Origin of the sequence: Streptomyces sp. NPDC006435 (assembly GCF_040612315.1) — a bacterium.
GTDB lineage: Bacteria > Actinomycetota > Actinomycetes > Streptomycetales > Streptomycetaceae > Streptomyces.
Map to the genome: position 1 here is coordinate 256,225 of NZ_JBEXPY010000002.1, position 17,021 is coordinate 273,245.

15 protein-coding genes and 1 pseudogene are annotated in these 17,021 nt (G+C 72.0%); 9 read left to right on the plus strand and 7 right to left on the minus strand.

Annotated features, from left to right (window positions below; all coding sequences use genetic code 11):
- Window positions 1–60: 60 nt before the first annotated feature.
- The 3 genes and pseudogenes from ABZZ04_RS03410 to ABZZ04_RS03420 form a co-directional block, all read left to right on the plus strand.
- Window positions 61–483 (plus strand): annotated as a pseudogene (locus ABZZ04_RS03410) (hypothetical protein); the annotation flags it as partial.
- A 152-nt stretch (window positions 484–635) separates the two neighbouring features.
- Window positions 636–1,631: an aldo/keto reductase gene (locus tag ABZZ04_RS03415; RefSeq protein WP_356930497.1), complete on the plus strand. Its 996-nt coding sequence runs from the start codon at window positions 636–638 to the stop codon at window positions 1,629–1,631.
- A 180-nt stretch (window positions 1,632–1,811) separates the two neighbouring features.
- On the plus strand, window positions 1,812–2,174 hold the full coding sequence (locus ABZZ04_RS03420) for a hypothetical protein (protein ID WP_356930498.1): 363 nt from the start codon (window positions 1,812–1,814) through the stop codon (window positions 2,172–2,174).
- A 45-nt stretch (window positions 2,175–2,219) separates the two neighbouring features.
- Here ABZZ04_RS03420 and ABZZ04_RS03425 read toward each other — a convergent pair whose 3' ends face one another.
- Window positions 2,220–3,215 (minus strand): helix-turn-helix domain-containing protein, encoded by a 996-nt coding sequence (locus ABZZ04_RS03425; protein WP_356930499.1) that lies wholly within the window; start codon window positions 3,213–3,215, stop codon window positions 2,220–2,222.
- A gap of 127 nt (window positions 3,216–3,342) precedes the next feature.
- On the opposite strand from ABZZ04_RS03425, the gene ABZZ04_RS03430 reads away from it, so the two are divergent.
- Together ABZZ04_RS03430 and ABZZ04_RS03435 are read left to right on the plus strand one after the other, a co-directional pair.
- Entirely contained in the window at window positions 3,343–4,227 is an 885-nt protein-coding gene (locus tag ABZZ04_RS03430; protein WP_356930500.1) for an NAD(P)-binding domain-containing protein, read from the plus strand.
- Window positions 4,224–4,904, plus strand: coding sequence for a hypothetical protein (locus tag ABZZ04_RS03435; protein ID WP_356930501.1), 681 nt, complete (start codon window positions 4,224–4,226; stop codon window positions 4,902–4,904). The genes ABZZ04_RS03430 and ABZZ04_RS03435 overlap by 4 nt, the downstream gene beginning before the upstream one ends.
- Here ABZZ04_RS03435 and ABZZ04_RS03440 read toward each other — a convergent pair.
- Both ABZZ04_RS03440 and ABZZ04_RS03445 read right to left on the minus strand, forming a co-directional pair.
- Entirely contained in the window at window positions 4,901–7,237 is a 2,337-nt protein-coding gene (locus ABZZ04_RS03440; protein WP_356930502.1) for an LPXTG cell wall anchor domain-containing protein, read from the minus strand. The two genes, ABZZ04_RS03435 and ABZZ04_RS03440, sit on opposite strands and share 4 nt — an antisense overlap.
- A 218-nt stretch (window positions 7,238–7,455) precedes the next feature.
- A complete protein-coding gene (locus ABZZ04_RS03445; RefSeq protein ID WP_356930503.1) occupies window positions 7,456–8,055 on the minus strand; it encodes a PadR family transcriptional regulator in 600 nt (199 codons plus the stop codon).
- Between the two features lie 87 nt (window positions 8,056–8,142).
- On the opposite strand from ABZZ04_RS03445, the gene ABZZ04_RS03450 reads away from it, so the two are divergent.
- Window positions 8,143–8,973, plus strand: a complete 831-nt coding sequence (locus ABZZ04_RS03450; RefSeq protein WP_356930504.1) for an alpha/beta hydrolase — start codon at window positions 8,143–8,145, stop codon at window positions 8,971–8,973.
- Window positions 8,974–9,304: 331 nt separating this feature from the next.
- On the opposite strand, the gene thpR is transcribed toward ABZZ04_RS03450, so the two are convergent.
- The 3 genes from thpR to ABZZ04_RS03465 all read right to left on the minus strand — a co-directional run bounded on the left by thpR (window position 9,305) and on the right by ABZZ04_RS03465 (window position 11,904).
- The gene (gene thpR / locus ABZZ04_RS03455; RefSeq protein WP_356930505.1) at window positions 9,305–9,880 is read right to left on the minus strand and encodes an RNA 2',3'-cyclic phosphodiesterase; all 576 of its coding nucleotides are present in this window, start codon (window positions 9,878–9,880) and stop codon (window positions 9,305–9,307) included.
- Window positions 9,881–10,034: 154 nt separating this feature from the next.
- Entirely contained in the window at window positions 10,035–11,369 is a 1,335-nt protein-coding gene (locus ABZZ04_RS03460; protein WP_356930506.1) for an MFS transporter, read from the minus strand.
- Between the two features lie 94 nt (window positions 11,370–11,463).
- The gene (locus ABZZ04_RS03465; protein WP_072485764.1) at window positions 11,464–11,904 is read right to left on the minus strand and encodes a MarR family transcriptional regulator; all 441 of its coding nucleotides are present in this window, start codon (window positions 11,902–11,904) and stop codon (window positions 11,464–11,466) included.
- Between the two features lie 145 nt (window positions 11,905–12,049).
- Between ABZZ04_RS03465 and ABZZ04_RS03470 the strand changes: the two genes are divergently transcribed.
- Window positions 12,050–12,265, plus strand: coding sequence for a ribbon-helix-helix protein, CopG family (locus tag ABZZ04_RS03470; RefSeq protein WP_356930507.1), 216 nt, complete (start codon window positions 12,050–12,052; stop codon window positions 12,263–12,265).
- Here the strand turns inward: ABZZ04_RS03470 and ABZZ04_RS03475 are convergent.
- On the minus strand, window positions 12,258–13,712 hold the full coding sequence (locus ABZZ04_RS03475; protein WP_356930508.1) for an NCS2 family permease: 1,455 nt from the start codon (window positions 13,710–13,712) through the stop codon (window positions 12,258–12,260). The two genes, ABZZ04_RS03470 and ABZZ04_RS03475, sit on opposite strands and share 8 nt — an antisense overlap.
- Before the next feature lie 209 nt (window positions 13,713–13,921).
- On the opposite strand from ABZZ04_RS03475, the gene ABZZ04_RS03480 reads away from it, so the two are divergent.
- Complete coding sequence (locus tag ABZZ04_RS03480) at window positions 13,922–14,212, plus strand: DUF2530 domain-containing protein (RefSeq protein WP_356930509.1); 291 nt, start codon at window positions 13,922–13,924, stop codon at window positions 14,210–14,212.
- 267 nt (window positions 14,213–14,479) lie between these two features.
- Window positions 14,480–16,996, plus strand: coding sequence for a cation-translocating P-type ATPase (locus ABZZ04_RS03485; RefSeq protein WP_356930510.1), 2,517 nt, complete (start codon window positions 14,480–14,482; stop codon window positions 16,994–16,996).
- Window positions 16,997–17,021: the final 25 nt, after the last annotated feature.

Genomic DNA, 17,021 nt, shown 5'->3' on the forward strand with positions numbered 1-17,021 from the left:
CGGAGGTACGTTCCGCCGTTCCGTGCACCACCGTGGGCCGACGTGCCGGGCGGCTGCCCGGACCTGGCGAGCCGCGGGTACGTCGTCGCCGCCGTCGACCACGCGTACGAGTCGATCGGCACCTCCTTCCCCGGCGGCCGGGTGCTCACCTGCACCGCGTGCGAACGGGTCGACTCGACCGAGGACCACGCGGATGTGGCCGCGGGGCGGGCGCGCGACCTCTCGTTCGTGATCGACCGGCTGACCGGGCGGGGGACGGCGGCACTGACCGGGCAGGGGACGGCCGGACCGACCGGGCGGGGGACGGTCGCGCGGACCGTTCAGGGGCGTCCGGCCCTCCCGTACGCCCGAATGGTCGATCCGCGGCGGATCGGTGCGGCGGGTCACTCCGTCGGGGGCGCAAGCGCCGCCGCGCTCATGGCGCGGGACCAGCGGGTGCGGGCCGGGCTGAACCTGGACGGCGGCTTCTTCTCGCCGCTGCCCGAGGACGGACCGTCGGCCGATCACCCGGAGGTCTCCTTCCGGCGGCCGTGACCGACGGCGGCCGTGACCGACGGCAGCCGTGACCGACGGCGGCCGTGACCGGACCGGACGCCCTTGCTTCGAGCGGACTCGAAGGCGTTGGCTGGACGACCATGGAGTACACACAGCTCGGACGCACCGGACTCAAGGTCAGCCGACTCGTGCTCGGCACGATGAACTTCGGCCCGCACACCAACGAGGTGGACAGCCACGCCATCATGGACGCGGCGCTGGACACGGGCCTGAACTTCTTCGACACGGCGAACGTGTACGGCTGGGGCGAGAACAAGGGCCGCACCGAGGAGATCATCGGCACCTGGTTCGCCAAGGGCGGTGAACGCCGCGACAAGGTGGTCCTGGCCACCAAGATGTACGGGAACATGGGCCCCGACGGCGCGGCGTGGCCCAACCACGACAAGCTCTCCGCCGTGAACATCCGGCGCTCCGTCGAGGCGTCGCTGAAGCGGCTCCAGACGGACCGCATCGACCTGTACCAGTTCCACCACGTCGACCGGAACACGCCCTTCGACGAGATCTGGCAGGCGATCGACGTCCTGGTCCAGCAGGGCAAGATCCTCTACGCGGGTTCGTCGAACTTCGCCGGGTACAAGATCGCCCAGGCCAATGAACTGGCCGCCCGGCGCGGCTCGTTGGGCCTGGTCAGCGAGCAGTGCATCTACAACCTGATGGAGCGCCGCGCCGAGATGGAGGTCATCCCGGCGGCGCGGGAGTACGGGCTCGGCATCATCCCGTGGTCCCCGCTGCACGGCGGCCTGCTGGGCGGTGCGATCCGCAAGGAGCGCGAGGGCGCGACCGGCCGTTCGTCCTCCGGCCGCGGCGCGGAGGCCCTGCGCGACCCGGAGCAGCGCAAGCAGATCCAGGCGTACGAGGACCTGCTCGACAAGCACGGCCTGGAGCCCGGCGAGGTCGGCCTGGCGTGGCTCCTGGCCCAGCCGGGGGTGACGGGGCCGATCATCGGGCCGCGCAACCAGGAGCAGCTGGACTCGGCGCTGCGGGCGCTGGAGCTCGACCTGTCCCCGGAGCTGCTGGCGTCGCTGGACGAGATCTTCCCGGGGCCGGGCCCCTCCCCGGAGGCCTTCGCCTGGTGAGCCCCGGCCCGCACGGGCACACGGCATCACGGAAGCACCGGCAGGCCGTCGTCGTACCGTTCTCCATCGGGAGCGGTACGACGACGGCCTCCCGTACGCCCCCGTGCGGGAGGCCGCCACAACCCTTCGGGGGCCTCGCCCGTCTCACGGGGCACAGAACTACGTACGGAGAGTGCCACCGTGAGACCCGTTCGCATCCTTCTCGCCGCCGCCGCGCTGCTCGCGCTGACCGCCTGCTCGGCCGAGGAGGACGTCACGAAGCCCGCGCCGAAGGAGACCGCCGCCGAACGGGCCGCCGGCATCCCGTCCGCCCCGACCGGCGACGCCCGCGACGCGTACCTGGACGCGATCGCGGCCGTCGACCCGCAGCTCGTCGTGGACGAGCAGCGGGCGATCGACGCCGGGCGGAACCAGTGCTCCTCGATCACCGACCCGAAGGCCGACTCGCTGGCGGCCAAGCGGTTCGGAACCGATGCCCGGCCGCTCACGGACGAGCAGGGCGAGCGGCTGAACGCCGCACTGCGCGAGACCCTCTGCCCCTGATCCGGTCGTGACCCGAACGAAAGGCCCTACGTCCGGGGAAAGGCCCTACGTCCGGGGAAAGGCCCGGCGGTAGCCGCTCGGCGACACCCCGATCCGCTTGAGGAAGTGGTGGCGGAAGTTGTTCGCCGTGCCGAGGCCGCTCAGTTCGCCGACCCTGGCGACCGGCAGGTCCGTCGCCTCCAACAGGCTCTGGGCCTGTCGCAGCCGCTGGTCGAGGAGCCACTGCAACGGGGTCGCCCCCGTGGCCGCCCGGAACCGTCGGTAGAGGTTGCGCGGGCTCATCGCGGCCCGTCGCGCCAGGTCCTCGACCGTCAGCGGCTGGTCGAGGCGCTCCCTGGCCCAGTCCATCACGGGTGCCAGGCCCTTGTCGTCGTCGGCGGGCAGGGGCAGTTCGATGAACTGTGCCTGCCCGCCGGGGCGGTGGGCGGGCACGACCATCCGGCGGGCCAGCTGGTTGGCGACGTGCGGGCCGAGGTCGCGGCGCACGAGGTGGAGGCAGAGATCGAGGCCGGCGGTCAGGCCGGCGCTGGTGAGCACGGAGCCGTCGTCCACGTACAGCACCGCGTCGTCGACCCGCACCTTCGGGTAGCGCGCGGCGAGTTGGGCGGTGTGCATCCAGTGCGCGGTGGCGCGGCGGCCGTCGAGCAGCCCCGCCTCGGCGAGCGCGAAGGCGCCGGTGCACAGCGAGACCATGCGGGCGCCCGCGTCGTGCGCGTCGCGCAGGGCCGTGATCAGCTCGCGGGGCAGGGGTTCGCCCTCGTCGACGCAGGAGTCGGGCACGGAGGTCACGACGACCGTGTCGGCGCGGGCGAGTTCGTCGAGTCCGTGGCGGGTCCGCAGCGTCATTCCCACGCCGTCCCCGGGGCCGCCTCCGACGGACTCCCCCTCCCCCGTACTGCACAGCCGCAGTTCGTACCAGGGGTCGGCCAGGTCGGGCTGCGGCTTGCCGAAGACGGTGCAGGGGATGCTCAGCTCGTACAGGTCCCACGAGGGGACCTCGATCTCCTGGGTCACGACCACGGCGACGGAACCAGCGCTCATGCCCGGAAGCGTATGGCAGGAATCCGGTGGTCACCGTCACCGGTGTCACTGTCCCCGATCACCTCCCGCTGCGACCGTGGTGTGCACGTGATCAGGCACCGTCCGGGTGCCGCAAGGGAGTTGAAGCATGAATGTCGATCGTTCGGCCGTGACCGTCATCGGACTGGGTTCGATGGGCTCGGCGCTCGCCGGCGCGCTGCTGGAGCGCGGGCACACGACCACGGTGTGGAACCGTACGGCGCACCGGGCGCGTCCGCTGGTCGACCGGGGTGCCCGGCCGGCCGCGACGGCCGCGGAGGCGGTCGCGGCGAGCCCGCTGGTCCTCGCCTGCGTACTGGACCACGACGCACTGCGCTCGGCCCTCGGCCCCGCCGAGGGCGCCCTGGCGGGCAGGACCCTGGTCGACCTCGGTTCCGGTTCCCCGGAGCAGGCCCGCGAGGTCGCCGCATGGGCCCGCTCGCACGGTGCCGACCACCTCGACGGCGCGATCATGACCACCCCGCCGGGAGTCGGCGGCCCCGGGGTGATGTTCCTCTACAGCGGTGCGCGGGCCGTCTTCGACACCCATCGTCCGACGCTGGCGGCGCTGGGCGACCCGCTGTACCTGGGCACCGACCCGGGGCTGGCCTCCCTGCACGACGCCGCGCTGCTCGGCCTGATGTGGTCCACCATGACCGGTTGGCTGCACGGCACCGCACTGGTCGGCGCCGAGGGGACGGGGGCCACGGCGTTCACCCCCCTCGCGATCCGCTGGCTGAGCACCGTGACCGGGTTCCTCAGCACCTACGCGGACCAGGTCGACGCCGGCCGCTACCCGGGCGACGACGCCACCGTCGACGTGCAGATCGCGGCCATCGACCACCTTCTGCACGCCGCCGAGGCGCGCGGCGTCGACAACACGCTGCCCGCGCTGCTCAAGGCCACCATGGAACGGGCCCGGTCCGCAGGCCACGGCTCCGACAGCTACGCGAGCGTGATCGAGGTCCTGAAGGACGCGGCGGACCGCGCGTGACCACTCCCACGGAAACCGCCCCGGCCCGTCCGGCCGCCGCGCCGCGCTGGACGGAGCTGCTCGCCGCCACCGCCGACGACTGCCTGGCCGTCCTCCGCGAGGAAGCCGGACGGGACTGGTCGCGCCCCGCCCACGGCCTCGACTGGACCTGCCGCCGGACCCTGGACCACCTCGCGCTCGGCCTGGTCGGCTACGCGGGCCTGCTGATCGCCCGCCCCGTCGACCGCTACGTCACGCTCTTCGCCTCGCTCGACCCGCACGCCGCCGTCCCCGACTGCCTGGACGGCCTGCGCATCGCCTCGTCGCTGCTCGTCTCCACCGTCCGGGACACGGCCGCGGACGTACGGGCCTGGCACCCCTGGGGCCACTCGGACGCGGTCGGCTTCGCCGCCATGGGGATCACCGAACTGGCCGTCCACACCTACGACGTCACCCGGGCCCTCGGCGTCCCCCGGACCCCGCCCGACCGTACGAGCACCGCCGTCCTGGCCCGCCTGTTCCCCGAAGCCCCCACCGGGCACCGGCCGTCCGACACCCTGCTGTGGTGCACGGGCCGCGCCCCGCTCCCCGGGCTGCCCCGGCGCACGGACTGGCAGTGGGACGGCACCGTACGCACCACTCAGGGCCCCGCCCGGAGGCGGGGCCCTGAGACGGAGCCGCAGGCGGGGTCCGCCTAGCGCATGTGCTTGCGGCGGGCCTTCGTCACGAGGACGAACAGACCGGCCAGTACGCAGCCGAGTCCGGCCAGGCCGACCATGGGCAGGGCTTCACCGGCACCGGTCTCGGGGAGCTGACCGCCGTGACCGTGACCGCCGCCGTGGCCGCCACCGTTGCCGCCACCGTTGCCGTGGCCGTTGCCGCCGCCGTTGCCGCCGCCGTGGTCGGGGTCGGGCCACGGGTGACCGCTCGATGACGGGTGGCCGGTCGGACGCGGGTGGTCCGTCGGGCGCGGGTGATCGGTGGGACGCGGATGGTCCGTCGGGTGCGGGTGGTGCGTCGGGTGCGGGCCGGGGCTCGTGCTGGTGGACGGCGAGGGCGACGGGCTCGGGGCGGTGACGGTGACCGTCGCGTCGCAGGCGCTGTCCGTGCTGCCCTCGGCGCAGTTGTTGCGGTAGGTCGACGAGGTGACGGTGTTGGTGAGTTCGGCGTCGTCGGTGAGCGAGGGGTCGACGGTCACCGAGTACGTGATGGTCGCGGTGGCGCCGACCGGCAGGTCGCCGGTCCAGTGCAGGCCGGTGCCGGTGACGGTCGCGTTGCCGAGGTCGGCGTCGACGTCCCCGTTGTAGGTGGCGTCGGCCAGCACGTCGGCGAGGCTGTCGTCGAGGGTGACGCCGGTCGCGGGGACCCTGCCGGTGTTGGTGACGGTGACCCGGTAGGAGACGGTGTCGCCGGGGGCCACGTCGGCCGGGGTGGCGGTCTTCTCGATCCGGTAGGCGGGCAGGTCGGTGACCGTGTTGCGGACCGTGTTGCTGGTCCGGTTCTGCTCGCGCAGGGTCTGGCTGCCCTTGAAGTCGAGCGTCGCGGTGTCGTCCAGCGTGGTGCCGCCGACGACGTCCTGATCGACCGTCACCTCGAAGGAGACGTTCGTGGTGGCGCCGGGGGCGAGGTCGTCGACCCGACAGGTGACGGTCTGTCCGCTCGCGGTGCAGTCCGGGTTGGAGCCCTCCTTGTAGGTGGTACCGGCGGGCAACTGGTCGGTGACGGTGACGTCGGTGGCGGTGTCGAGGTTGTCGGTGCTGCCGTCGGCGTGCCGGTTGGTGACGTCGAAGGAGTACGTGATGGTGTCGCCGGGTCCGACGTTGCCGGGCGGGTTGCCGTCGGTCTCGCCTGCCGGGTCGTTGGCCTTGGTGATCCGGAGGTCGGGTTCGAAGGCGTCGACGGACAGCCAGACCGCCTGCGGGTGCAGGGCGTCGCCGGAGCCGTTGATCTGCAGGACGGCCCGGGTGCTGCCGGCCGGGAGCTTGCCGGTGACGTCGATCATCCGGGCGTCGTAGCCGTAGTTGTTGACCAGGTTCGGGTCCCGGCTGGTGATGTTGGTGCCGGAGCCGTCGGCGGCGACCCGGTCGATCCGGCTGGAGAAGGCGTTGTCGGTGGTGACGCCGGCCGGGCCGGGCATCGGCAGCAGGGTGAGGTTCCCGGTGTCCGGGCCGACCGAGAGCTCGTCACCGGCGATCGGGGCGTCGCCGTCGCCGATCGTCACGCCCATGGTGGCGTTCGGGGCGGTGGTGGCGGGGGTGCGGATGCCGGCGAGCGTGAGGGTGGCCAGGTTGTCGGGGGAACGCAGCAGCTGGAAGCCGTCCCAGACGTTGAGGTAGCGCAGCGGCTCGTCCTGGTCCTCGTACGCCACGACCAGCGACCAGCCGCCCCAGCAGCCGACGTTGTTGCCGCCGTAGTTCTGCGCCGAGGAGCGGCCTGCGCAGGCCTGGATGTCGGCGACGGTGTAGCTGCCCGAGCCCGCGGCCCGCACCTCGGCGGTGACGTCCTTGACGCCCGCCCCGGCCAGCAGCGGCTCGGGCGGGGTGCCGCCGACCTCCTGGTTGAACCAGTCGTAGGTGTCGGCGTTCAGCTGCTCGTACGAGGAGCCGCCGGGGACCTTCCAGGAGACCTGGTCCCCCCTGTTGATGTCACCCGAAGTTCCGCCCGAGACACTGGTGTTGGTCGGGTTGAACTGCCAGTACAGGCGCGCCGAGAGCACCGTCGCACCGGCCGGGATCTCCAGCTGCGCGGAGGACGCGTTGTTGCCGGGCGCGTCCGGGTCGATCTTCACGTACTTGGTGCGGTTGTTGTTGCTGCCCTCGGTGTCGTTGCAGGGCGAGCCGTCGCTGTCGTCACAGGTCAGAACCGAGTTGGAGGCCATCGTCAGGTCGCCGTGCGCCAGCAGGTTCACCGCCGGGTCGGGCCCGATCGGCCGCTGGGTGCCCGCCCCTCGCGGGGCGGGCGTCGCGGGGGTCGCGGTGAGCGGGAGGAGCAGCCCCGCGAGAGGCAGGACCACGCACAGGGCACGCAGCATTCTCGGCAGTGGTGGATGGTGCTGAACCACGAGTGACCTCGCAACCGGTATGACGAGTGGGGGAGACGCCCAGCGTCACCGGTCCGAACGGGGTTACGCGGCCAACACGCAGAAACGCTCACTCATCCGGCCGAGAAACGAACACATGCCCAAAGGCCCGCGACACCCGGTTCCGGATTCGGTTCCGGACTTGGTGCCGGACTCGGTTCCCGCCCTGCTCACGGCTCCGGTTTCAGCTCTGGCACCGGCCCTGGTTCCGGCTCCGTTTCCCGCCCTGGCCCCATCCCGCCCCAGGCGGCTTCCAGTCGCTCCAGGGTCGTCGCCAGCCACTCCAGCTCCGCCTCGCTCGTCGCGCGGGCGATCGTGAGCAGGCCCCGCCGGAACGGGTCGTCGAAGGACTCGGCGCCGAGCGGCCGGTCGCCCTCGTAGAAGAAGCTGCTCGGCTCCTCCAGGAACGCGAGCCTGCGCCGCAGCACCCCCGCCTGCTCGGCCAGGGAGGGCAGGTGACGCAGGAAGGCGAGGACGGTGAACCAGCGGTTCTCGTCGCTGATGTCCACCTCGTCGGCCTCGCGCAGCCGCCGCAGCAGCTCCTCGCGGCCCGGCCCGGTCAGGGTCAGGGTGTGGCGGGGGGCGGCCCTGGTGCCCGGTTCGGTCCGGCGCTCCAGCCATCCGGCGCGCTCCAGCCGCTTGATCGCCGGGTACAGCGTGCCGTCCGCGATGGGGCGGACGTGACCGGTGAGGTGGGCTACCCGGCGCTTCAGCTCGTAGCCGTGCAGGGGTTGCTCGTACAGAAATCCAAGGATGGCCAGTTCCAGCATGCGCGTATCCTCTCCCGGGAGCCTTATACATCGGCATCTATGTATAGTCTCCCCGATGCTTTGAGGGTCTCGGCGAGGAGGAAAGTCATGCACGACGCACGGGTGACGGGCGACGGCGCGCGCATCAGGTGGGTGGAGCTCCCCGGGGCCGTCGCGGCCACCGGGACCTCCGGGGCTGCCGGTGATCGCGAGGTCGCCGAAGACCCCGGCAGCCGCTCCGACCGGGTCTATCTGCACGGGCTCGGTGCCTCCTCCGGCCCGTACTTCGCCGCGAGCGCGACGCACCCCCTGCTGGCCGGAGGCCGGTCGCTCCTCGTCGACCTGCTCGGCTTCGGCATCAGCGACCGCCCCACGGACTTCGGCTACACCCTGGAGGAGCACGCCGACGCGGTGGCGAGGGCCATGGAGGCGGCCGGAGCGCACGGCGCGGACGTGATCGGGCACAGCATGGGCGGCGCGGTGGCCGTCCTGCTCGCGGCGCGCCATCCGAGGCTGGTGGGACGACTGGTCCTGGTCGACGCCAATCTGGACCCGGTCGCCCCCGCCCCCGGCCGGCCGGGCAGCAGCGGCATCGCGGCGTACACGGAGGAGGAGTTCCTGGCCGGCGGCCTGGCCGAGACGCGCGAGCGGGTGGGGCCGCTCTGGTGGGCGACCATGCGGCTGGCGGGCCCCGAGGCGCTGTACCGCAGCGCGGTGAACCTCGCCCGCGGGACGACGCCGACCATGCGGGAGCTCCTGCTGGACCTGCGGATCCCGCGCACGTTCCTGCGTCCGTCGGCCGACGGGCCGCTGTCCGGGGAGGCCGCGCTCGTCGAGCGCGGGGTACGCGTCGTGGCGGTCCCGGACTGCGGGCACAACATCATGCTGGACAACCCGGAGGCGTTCGCCCGGGAGACCGCGGCGGCCCTCGCCCCCTGAGCCGACGGGTCCCCCGCCGGGCCCGGCGGGCCTGCGCTCGTCGCACGGGAGGAACGGAGAGGGCAGGGGGAACGGGCGGGGCGGGGCACGCGCGGAGGGCATGAGCCGTCGGCGGGCGGGCGCGCGCCGACCGCTGCGGGGGCCACGGCGCCGGTTCGGCCGCCTGCGGCGCCCCCGCTGCAACCGGGTGTCAGCACCCGGGCCGGCGGGCCCGCCGCGTCACGCCCCGGCCGCGGCCGCCACGGCGACGACGACGAACATCAGCACGAGCGCGGCCGCCATGATGCGGTTTCTGGTCTTCGGATCCACCCTCCGAGCGTAACCGCAGCCGTCAGCTCCCCAGCGACCAGGATGCGACCACCTCGTACCGGGGCTGCTCCCCCCGCACCCCGGCGACCGGCAGGTTGCTGCGTACGAGGGACAGCTCGCCGACCTCCCACGGGGTGCCCTCGAAGCCCCCGAGCGCGTCGGTCCAGGGGTGCAGGTCGATCTCGGCCCGGCGGCTGCGGGCGAGGGTGAGGTGCGGGGTGTAGCGGCGGTGCTCCTCCATGGGGATGCCGGTGCGGCGGGCGGCGGCGTCGGCGCGTTCGGCGAGGAGCCGCAGCGTGTCGAGGGAGCCCGCGGCCCCCGCCCAGAGCGCCCGCCCGCCGAACCGCCCGGCGCCGTGGACGCGCAGCGGGAAGGGGTCGGTGCGGTGGGCGGCCCGCGCGAGGCGCGCCTCCAGTTCGGGCAGCAGTTCCTCGTCCACGGGCCCGAAGAAGGCGAGCGTGAAGTGCCAGCCGGGCACCCCCGTCCAGCGAAGGCCCTCGGCACCGGGCAGCGTGTGCAACGGGGCGACGGCACTGCGCAGTTCCTCGACTGCGGGAGCGGGCGGCAGCACGGCGGCGAAGAGTCTCAGACGGCTCATGCGCCGAGTGTCGCACCGCCCCGGCGCGCCCCGGCCCACGACGGCGAAGGCCCCCGGTACGCGGAACGGCCCCGGCCGGGGAAACCGGTCGGGGCCGTGTCACGCGCCGCACGGGCCGCGCTTCCTGAGCGGCGCCGCGCGGGCGGTGTTCCGCTCACGCCGCCGTCGCCAGCTCCTCCCGGGGGACGAACCGGACGTGCGGGCGGCCCGGACGCAGGTCGACGCGGAGGCGGAGGCCGCCGACGCGGGCCAGCACGATGCCGACGCCGATCGCGGCCACCAGCGAGAACGCGCCGCCGACGGCCATGCCCGTACGGACCCCGTAGGCGTCGCTGATCCAGCCGACGATCGGGGCGCCCACCGGCGTACCACCGGCGAAGACCATCATGTACAGGCTCATGACCCGGCCGCGCATGGCCGGGTCGGCGGCCATCTGGACGCTCGTGTTCGCGCTGATGTTGGTCGTCAGGCCGATCATGCCGATCGGGACCAGCAGGAGCGAGAAGAGCCAGACGGACGGCGACAGGGACGCGATGATCTCCAGCAGACCGAACGCGGTGCCCGCGGCCACCAGCATCCGCAGCCGCGAGGAGCGGCGGCGGGCGGCGAGCAGGGCACCGGCGAGGGAGCCGGCCGCCATGAGGATGTTGAAGAACGAGTACATCCCGGCACCGCCGTGGAAGATCTCGTCCGCGAAGGCCGTGAGCCAGATCGGGAAGTTGAAGCCGAACGTGCCGACGAAGCCGACCAGGACGATCGGCCAGATCAGCTCGGGGCGCCCGGAGACGTACCGCAGCCCCTCGCGCAGCTGGCCCTTGGCGCGCGGCACGACGGCCACCTGGTGCAGCTCGTTCGTGCGCATCATCAGCAGGCCGACCAGCGGGGCGAGGAACGACAGGCCGTTGAACATGAAGGCCCAGCCGCTGCCGACCGTGGTGATCAGGACACCCGCGACGGCGGGGCCGATGAGCCGGGCGGACTGGAAGTTGGCCGAGTTGAGGCTGACCGCGTTCCGCAGCTGCGCAGGGCCGACCATCTCGGACACGAAGGACTGGCGGGCCGGGTTGTCGACCACCGTCACCATGCCGAGCAGGAACGCGATGAGGTAGACGTGCCACACCTGGACGACGCCGGAGAGCGTGAGGACCGCCAGGGCGATCCCGCAGAGGCCGAGCGCCGCCTGGCTGAACAGAAGGAGCTTCCGCTTCGGGAAGCGGTCCGCGATGACACCGCCGTACAGACCGAAGAGGAGCATCGGGAGGAACTGGAGGGCCGTGGTGATGCCGACGGCGGCGGCGGACCCGGTGAGGCTCAGGACGAGCCAGTCCTGCGTGATGCGGGACATCCAGGTACCGGTGTTGGAGATCACGGCGCCCGTGGCGAACAGGCGGTAGTTGCGTATCTTCAGCGACGAGAAGGTCCCGCCGGGCTTGCTCTCGTGGGTGGAGGTCGGTGCGGGGGCGGAGTCTGCTCCGGATCCCGTACTCAAAGGGGTTCGCCTCCTCGGGCGTATACGTTTCGCTGACTGACGAGGTGCGGCGGTGCGGGCGGCGCGCCGGCCGGGGCCGGCGCGGTCCGCCCCGCTACAGGTGGGCGAGCTTCTCCAGCACGGGCGCCGCCTTGCGCAGCGTCTCCCACTCGTCCTCGTCCAGGCCCTCGGCGAGGGCGGTCAGCCAGGCGTTCCGCTTGGAGCGGCTCTCCTCGAGCATGGCTTCCGCCTGCTCGGTCTGGCTGACCACCTTCTGGCGACGGTCATCGGGGTGCGGTTCCAGTCTGACCAGTCCCTTCGCCTCCAGCAGCGCGACGATTCGGGTCATCGACGGGGGCTGCACGTGCTCCTTGCGGGCCAGCTCGCCGGGTGTGGCGGAGCCGCACCGCGCGAGTGTGCCGAGCACCGACATCTCGGTGGGGCTCAGCGACTCGTCGACGCGCTGGTGCTTGAGGCGCCGGCTGAGCAGCATCACGGCGGAGCGGAGGGAGCTCACGGCGGCGGCACTGTCGCCGTCGTGGATCAGGTCAGGCATGTTTATTAGCGTAACTCATTACCCAATCTAAAGACCATTCGTGTTACACGCGCGAGCGGCACTTCGCCCAATTGCTCACCCGAACGAGTGAGTCGAATCCGGAAAGTGACATGAAACGACGCCCGGGGCCGTAACCCTGCTTGCCATGGGATCGACTGTGCTCAGCCTGCGGATAGACGGTGAGCTGCTCGACCGGCTCCGGCAGCATGCCGCGAAACGCGGAATGAGCGTCCAGGACTATGTCGTCCGGACGCTCATTCGCGATGACTTCGACGAGCGCTTCAAGGCGGCCGTCGACGAGACGGAGAAGTTCTACGGGGCACAGGAGGCCCCGGGGATCAGGACCGGGGAGGTCACGTGAGGCCGAGGGCCGGCATCGCGTAGTAGAAGACGAAGACCGCCGACACCACGTACATGGGCACCGGCACCTCGCGCCAACGCCCGGCCGCGACCCGCAGCACGCAGAAGGCGATGAAGCCGATGCCGATGCCGTTGGTGATCGAGTACGTGAACGGCATCATCAGCATGGCGAGGAAGGCCGGGATGGCGAGCGTGTAGTCGCTCCAGTCGATGTCCCGCACCGAGCCCGAGATGATCAGGAAGCCCACCGCCAGCAGCGCGGGGGTGGCCGCCTGCGACGGGACCATGGTCGCCAGGGGCGTCAGGAACAGCGCGCCGGTGAACAGCGCACCCGTCACGATGCTCGCGAAGCCGGTGCGGGCGCCCTCGCCGACCCCCGCCGTGGACTCCACGAAGCAGGTCGTGGCGGAGGAGGAGCTCGCGCCGCCCGCGGCGACCGCGATGCCGTCCACGAACAGCACCTTGTTGATGCCGGGGAAGTTGCCCTCCGGGTCGGTCAGCTTCGCCTCGTCGCCGACGCCGAGGATGGTGCCCATCGCGTCGAAGAAGCAGGACAGCAGCACGGTGAAGACGAACAGGATGCCGGTGAGGAGCCCGACCTTGCCGAAGCCGCCGAACAGACTGACCTGACCGACCAGCCCGAAGTCCGGGGTGGCGACCGGGTTGCCCGGCCACTCCGGGACGGTCAGGCCCCACGCCCCGGCCGGCAGGTCGGCGACGGCGTTGATGATCAGCGCGACGACCGTCATCGCGACGATGGAGATCAGGATCGCGCCCGGCACCTTGCGGACGAGCAGCGCGAGGGTGAGCAGCGTGCCGAGGACGAAGACGAGGACCGGCCAGCCGTTGAGGTGGCCGTCGCCGCCGAGCTGGAGCGGCACGGTGGTGTGCGCGGCGTCCGGCATGCGGGAGACGAAGCCCGAGTCGACCAGACCGATCAGCAGGATGAACAGACCGATGCCGATCGCGATGCCCTTGCGGAGCGAGGTCGGCACGGCGTGCATGACGCGTTCCCGCAGACCGGTCGCGACCAGCAGCATCACCACGAAGCCCGCGAGGACGACCATGCCCATCGCGTCCGGCCAGCTCATCCGGGGGGCGAGCTGGAGCGCCACGACGGTGTTGACCCCGAGGCCCGCGGCCAGCGCGATCGGCACGTTGCCGATGACGCCCATCAGGAGCGTGGAGAACGCGGCGGTCAGCACGGTGGCGGTGACCAGCTGGCCGCCGTCGAGCTGGTGGCCGTACATGTCCTTCGCGCTGCCGAGGATGATCGGGTTCAGCACGATGATGTAGGCCATCGCGAAGAACGTGGCGAATCCGCCGCGGATCTCGCGCGCGACCGACGACCCCCGCTCGGAGATCTTGAAGAAACGATCCAGCGCGCCATGTGGCTGTTGGGCCGAGGGCTGCTTGGAGTCGACCGGAGCGGTGGCCGAGGGGGACATGTATGACCTCAGACGTGCAGAGAGGGGGGTTAAATATGGTCAGCTTTGGACTTTCACACGAATAAATCGAGACAGTCTTAAGCAGATTCAGTATGAATACATAAAGCAAAGATCGCTATCTCCGCGCGTAGACCCTTGGGCCACCGGGGGTGCGGGGACGGGACGGAGGGCTCGGGAGGGGGTCCTGGACGGCCCCATACACTGAGCCCATGGCGAAGTGGACACCGAAGCACGAGGCACCCGAGCCCCTGGAGGGGCCCGTCGTCGCCACCATCACCGGCGGCACGATCCTCTGGTTCGTCCTCTTCTTGGTCCAGCTCCCGTTCTACGGCTGGTTCGACGACCACGGCCACCTGTGGTGGCTGTGGACCTGCCTGGCCGGTGCGGGGCTCGGGCTGATCGGCATCTGGTACGTGCGGGGGCGCGACGCCGCGATCAAGCGGGCCGCCGCGGCGGCCGCCGCCGACCCGGGCGACACCGCCGAAGGCTCCGCTTCCTGACACCGGCACGCCCCTGACACCCGCGCGCGCCCTCACCGCGCCGGGCCGCGCACCCACCGTCCGGGGCCCGCGCACACCCGTCGTCCAGGACCACCGCACACCCGCCACCCCGGCCCCGCGCACGCCCGCGCCCGGACCGGCGCACGCCCGTCCCGCATCCGCCGTCGGGGTCCTCGTCCACCCACGGGACCATTCGTCTCCTCCCCCGGTCTGATCTTCGTACCACCCGGTGGGTGAACCGGACCATCCACCCGTACCGTCGGAACCATGACGCACCGGGCACCCCACTCCTTCGGCGAGCAGCCTCCCGAGACGACCGGCTCGGCCGGCTCCGCCGGACCCCCCGGCCCCGCCGGTTCCACCGGTTCCATCAGTCCGGCGATGATCGACGCCGGGGCCGAGCTGGACCCGGTCCACCCGGTGGACCTTCCCGGACCGGCCGTGAACACCCGCGGTCTGACGGCCGCCGAGGTGGCCGAGCGGATCGCCCGCGGCGAGGTCAACGACGTACCGGTCCGCTCGTCCCGCTCGCTGCGCGAGATCGTCCGGGCCAACGTCTTCACCCGGTTCAACCTGATCATCGGCGTGCTCTGGGCGATCATGCTGTTCGTCGCGCCGATCCAGGACAGCCTCTTCGGCTTCGTGATCGTCGCCAACACCGGCATCGGCATCATCCAGGAGTGGCGGGCCAAGAAGACCCTGGACAGCCTCGCGGTCATCGGCGAGGCCAAACCCACGGTGCGGCGCGACGGGGTCGCCGCCGAGATCTCCACCTCCGAGATCGTCCTCGGCGACCTCGTGGAGCTGGGCCCCGGCGACAAGGTCGTGGTGGACGGCACGGTCGCCGAGGCCGACGGCCTGGAGGTCGACGAGTCGCTGCTGACCGGCGAGGCCGACCCGGTGCTGAAGCACCCCGGCGACCCGGTGATGTCCGGCAGCTTCGTCGTCGCGGGCGGCGGCGCCTTCACCGCCACCAAGGTCGGCCGCGAGGCCTACGCCGCGCAGCTCGCCGAGGAGGCGTCCCGCTTCACCCTCGTCCAGTCCGAGCTGCGCAGCGGCATCTCCACGATCCTGAAGTACGTCACCTGGATGATGGTGCCGACCGCGATCGGTCTGGTGATCAGCCAGCTCGTCGTCAAGGACAACGACTTCAAGGGGTCGATCGCCCGGACCGTCGGCGGCATCGTGCCGATGATCCCGGAGGGGCTCGTGCTGCTCACCTCGGTCGCCTTCGCGATCGGGGTCGTACGGCTCGGCCGCAAGCAGTGCCTGGTGCAGGAGCTGCCCGCCATCGAGGGGCTGGCCCGGGTCGACGTCGTCTGCCTGGACAAGACCGGCACCCTCACCGAGGGCGGCATGGACGTCAGCGAGGTCCGCACCCTCGGCGACACGGACCGGGCCTACCTGGAACGCGTCCTGGGCGCCCTCGGCTCGTCCGACCCCCGGCCCAACGCCAGCCTGCAGGCCATCGCCGACGCCTACCCGGACGGCGAGCGGTGGCGGTGCACGCAGACGCTGCCGTTCTCCTCGGCCCGCAAGTACAGCGGCGCCGCGTTCGACGAGGGCGGCGGCCGGGAGTCCTCCTGGCTGCTCGGCGCCCCCGACGTGCTGCTGCCCGAACAGCACCCGGCGCTCGCCGAGATCGAGCAGCTCAACGAGCAGGGCCTGCGGGTGCTGCTGCTGTCCCGCGCGCGGGACGGGGTCGAGGGGAGCGACACCACCGAGGGGGCCGTGCCGAGCGCGCTGGTCGTCCTGGAGCAGCGGCTGCGGCCCGACGCCGAGGAGACCCTGGCCTACTTCGCGCAGCAGGGGGTCGCCACGAAGGTCATCTCGGGCGACAACGCGGTCTCGGTCGGCGCGGTCGCCGGGAAGCTCGGCCTGCCGGGCGCCGAGCACACCCTGGACGCGCGCCGGCTGCCCACCGACCCCGACGAGATGGCCACGGCCATGGAGGAGAACGCGGTCTTCGGCCGGGTCACCCCGCAGCAGAAGCGGGACATGGTCGCCGCCCTCCAGTCCCGCGGCCACACCGTCGCCATGACCGGCGACGGCGTCAACGACGTCCTGGCGCTGAAGGACGCCGACATCGGCGTCTCCATGGGTTCGGGCTCCGAGGCGACCCGGGCCGTCGCCCAGATCGTGCTGCTGAACAACAGTTTCGCGACGCTGCCGTCCGTCGTCGCCGAGGGCCGCCGGGTGATCGGCAACATCACCCGGGTCGCCACCCTGTTCCTCACCAAGACCGTCTACTCGGTGCTGCTGGCGGTCCTGGTGGTCTGCACCCAGGTCGACTACCCGTTCCTGCCGCGCCACCTGACCCTGCTGTCGACGCTGACGATCGGCGTCCCCGCGTTCTTCCTGGCCCTCGCCCCGAACAAGGAACGGGCGCATCCGCACTTCGTGCGCCGGGTCATGCGGTACGCGATCCCCTCGGGCGTCATCGCGGCGGCCGCCACCTTCACGACGTACCTGATCGCCCGGCATCACTACACCGGTCCGGGCGCCCTGGACGCGGAGACCAGCGTGGCCACGCTCACGCTGTTCCTGGTCTCGATGTGGGTCCTGGCGATCATCGCCCGCCCGTACACCTGGTGGCGGATCTGCCTGGTCGCGGCGATGGGGCTGGCGTTCCTGATCGTGCTGGTGGTGCCGTGGCTGCAGGAGTTCTTCGCGCTGAAGCTGGTGGGGACGACGATGCCGTGGGCCGCGGTGGGCATCTCGGTGGTGGCCGCGGTCGTCCTGGAGTACACCTGGCGACTGGTCGGCAGGCGCTTCCCGGCGTGACGCCGGTGCGGTGAGGGGGCGGCGC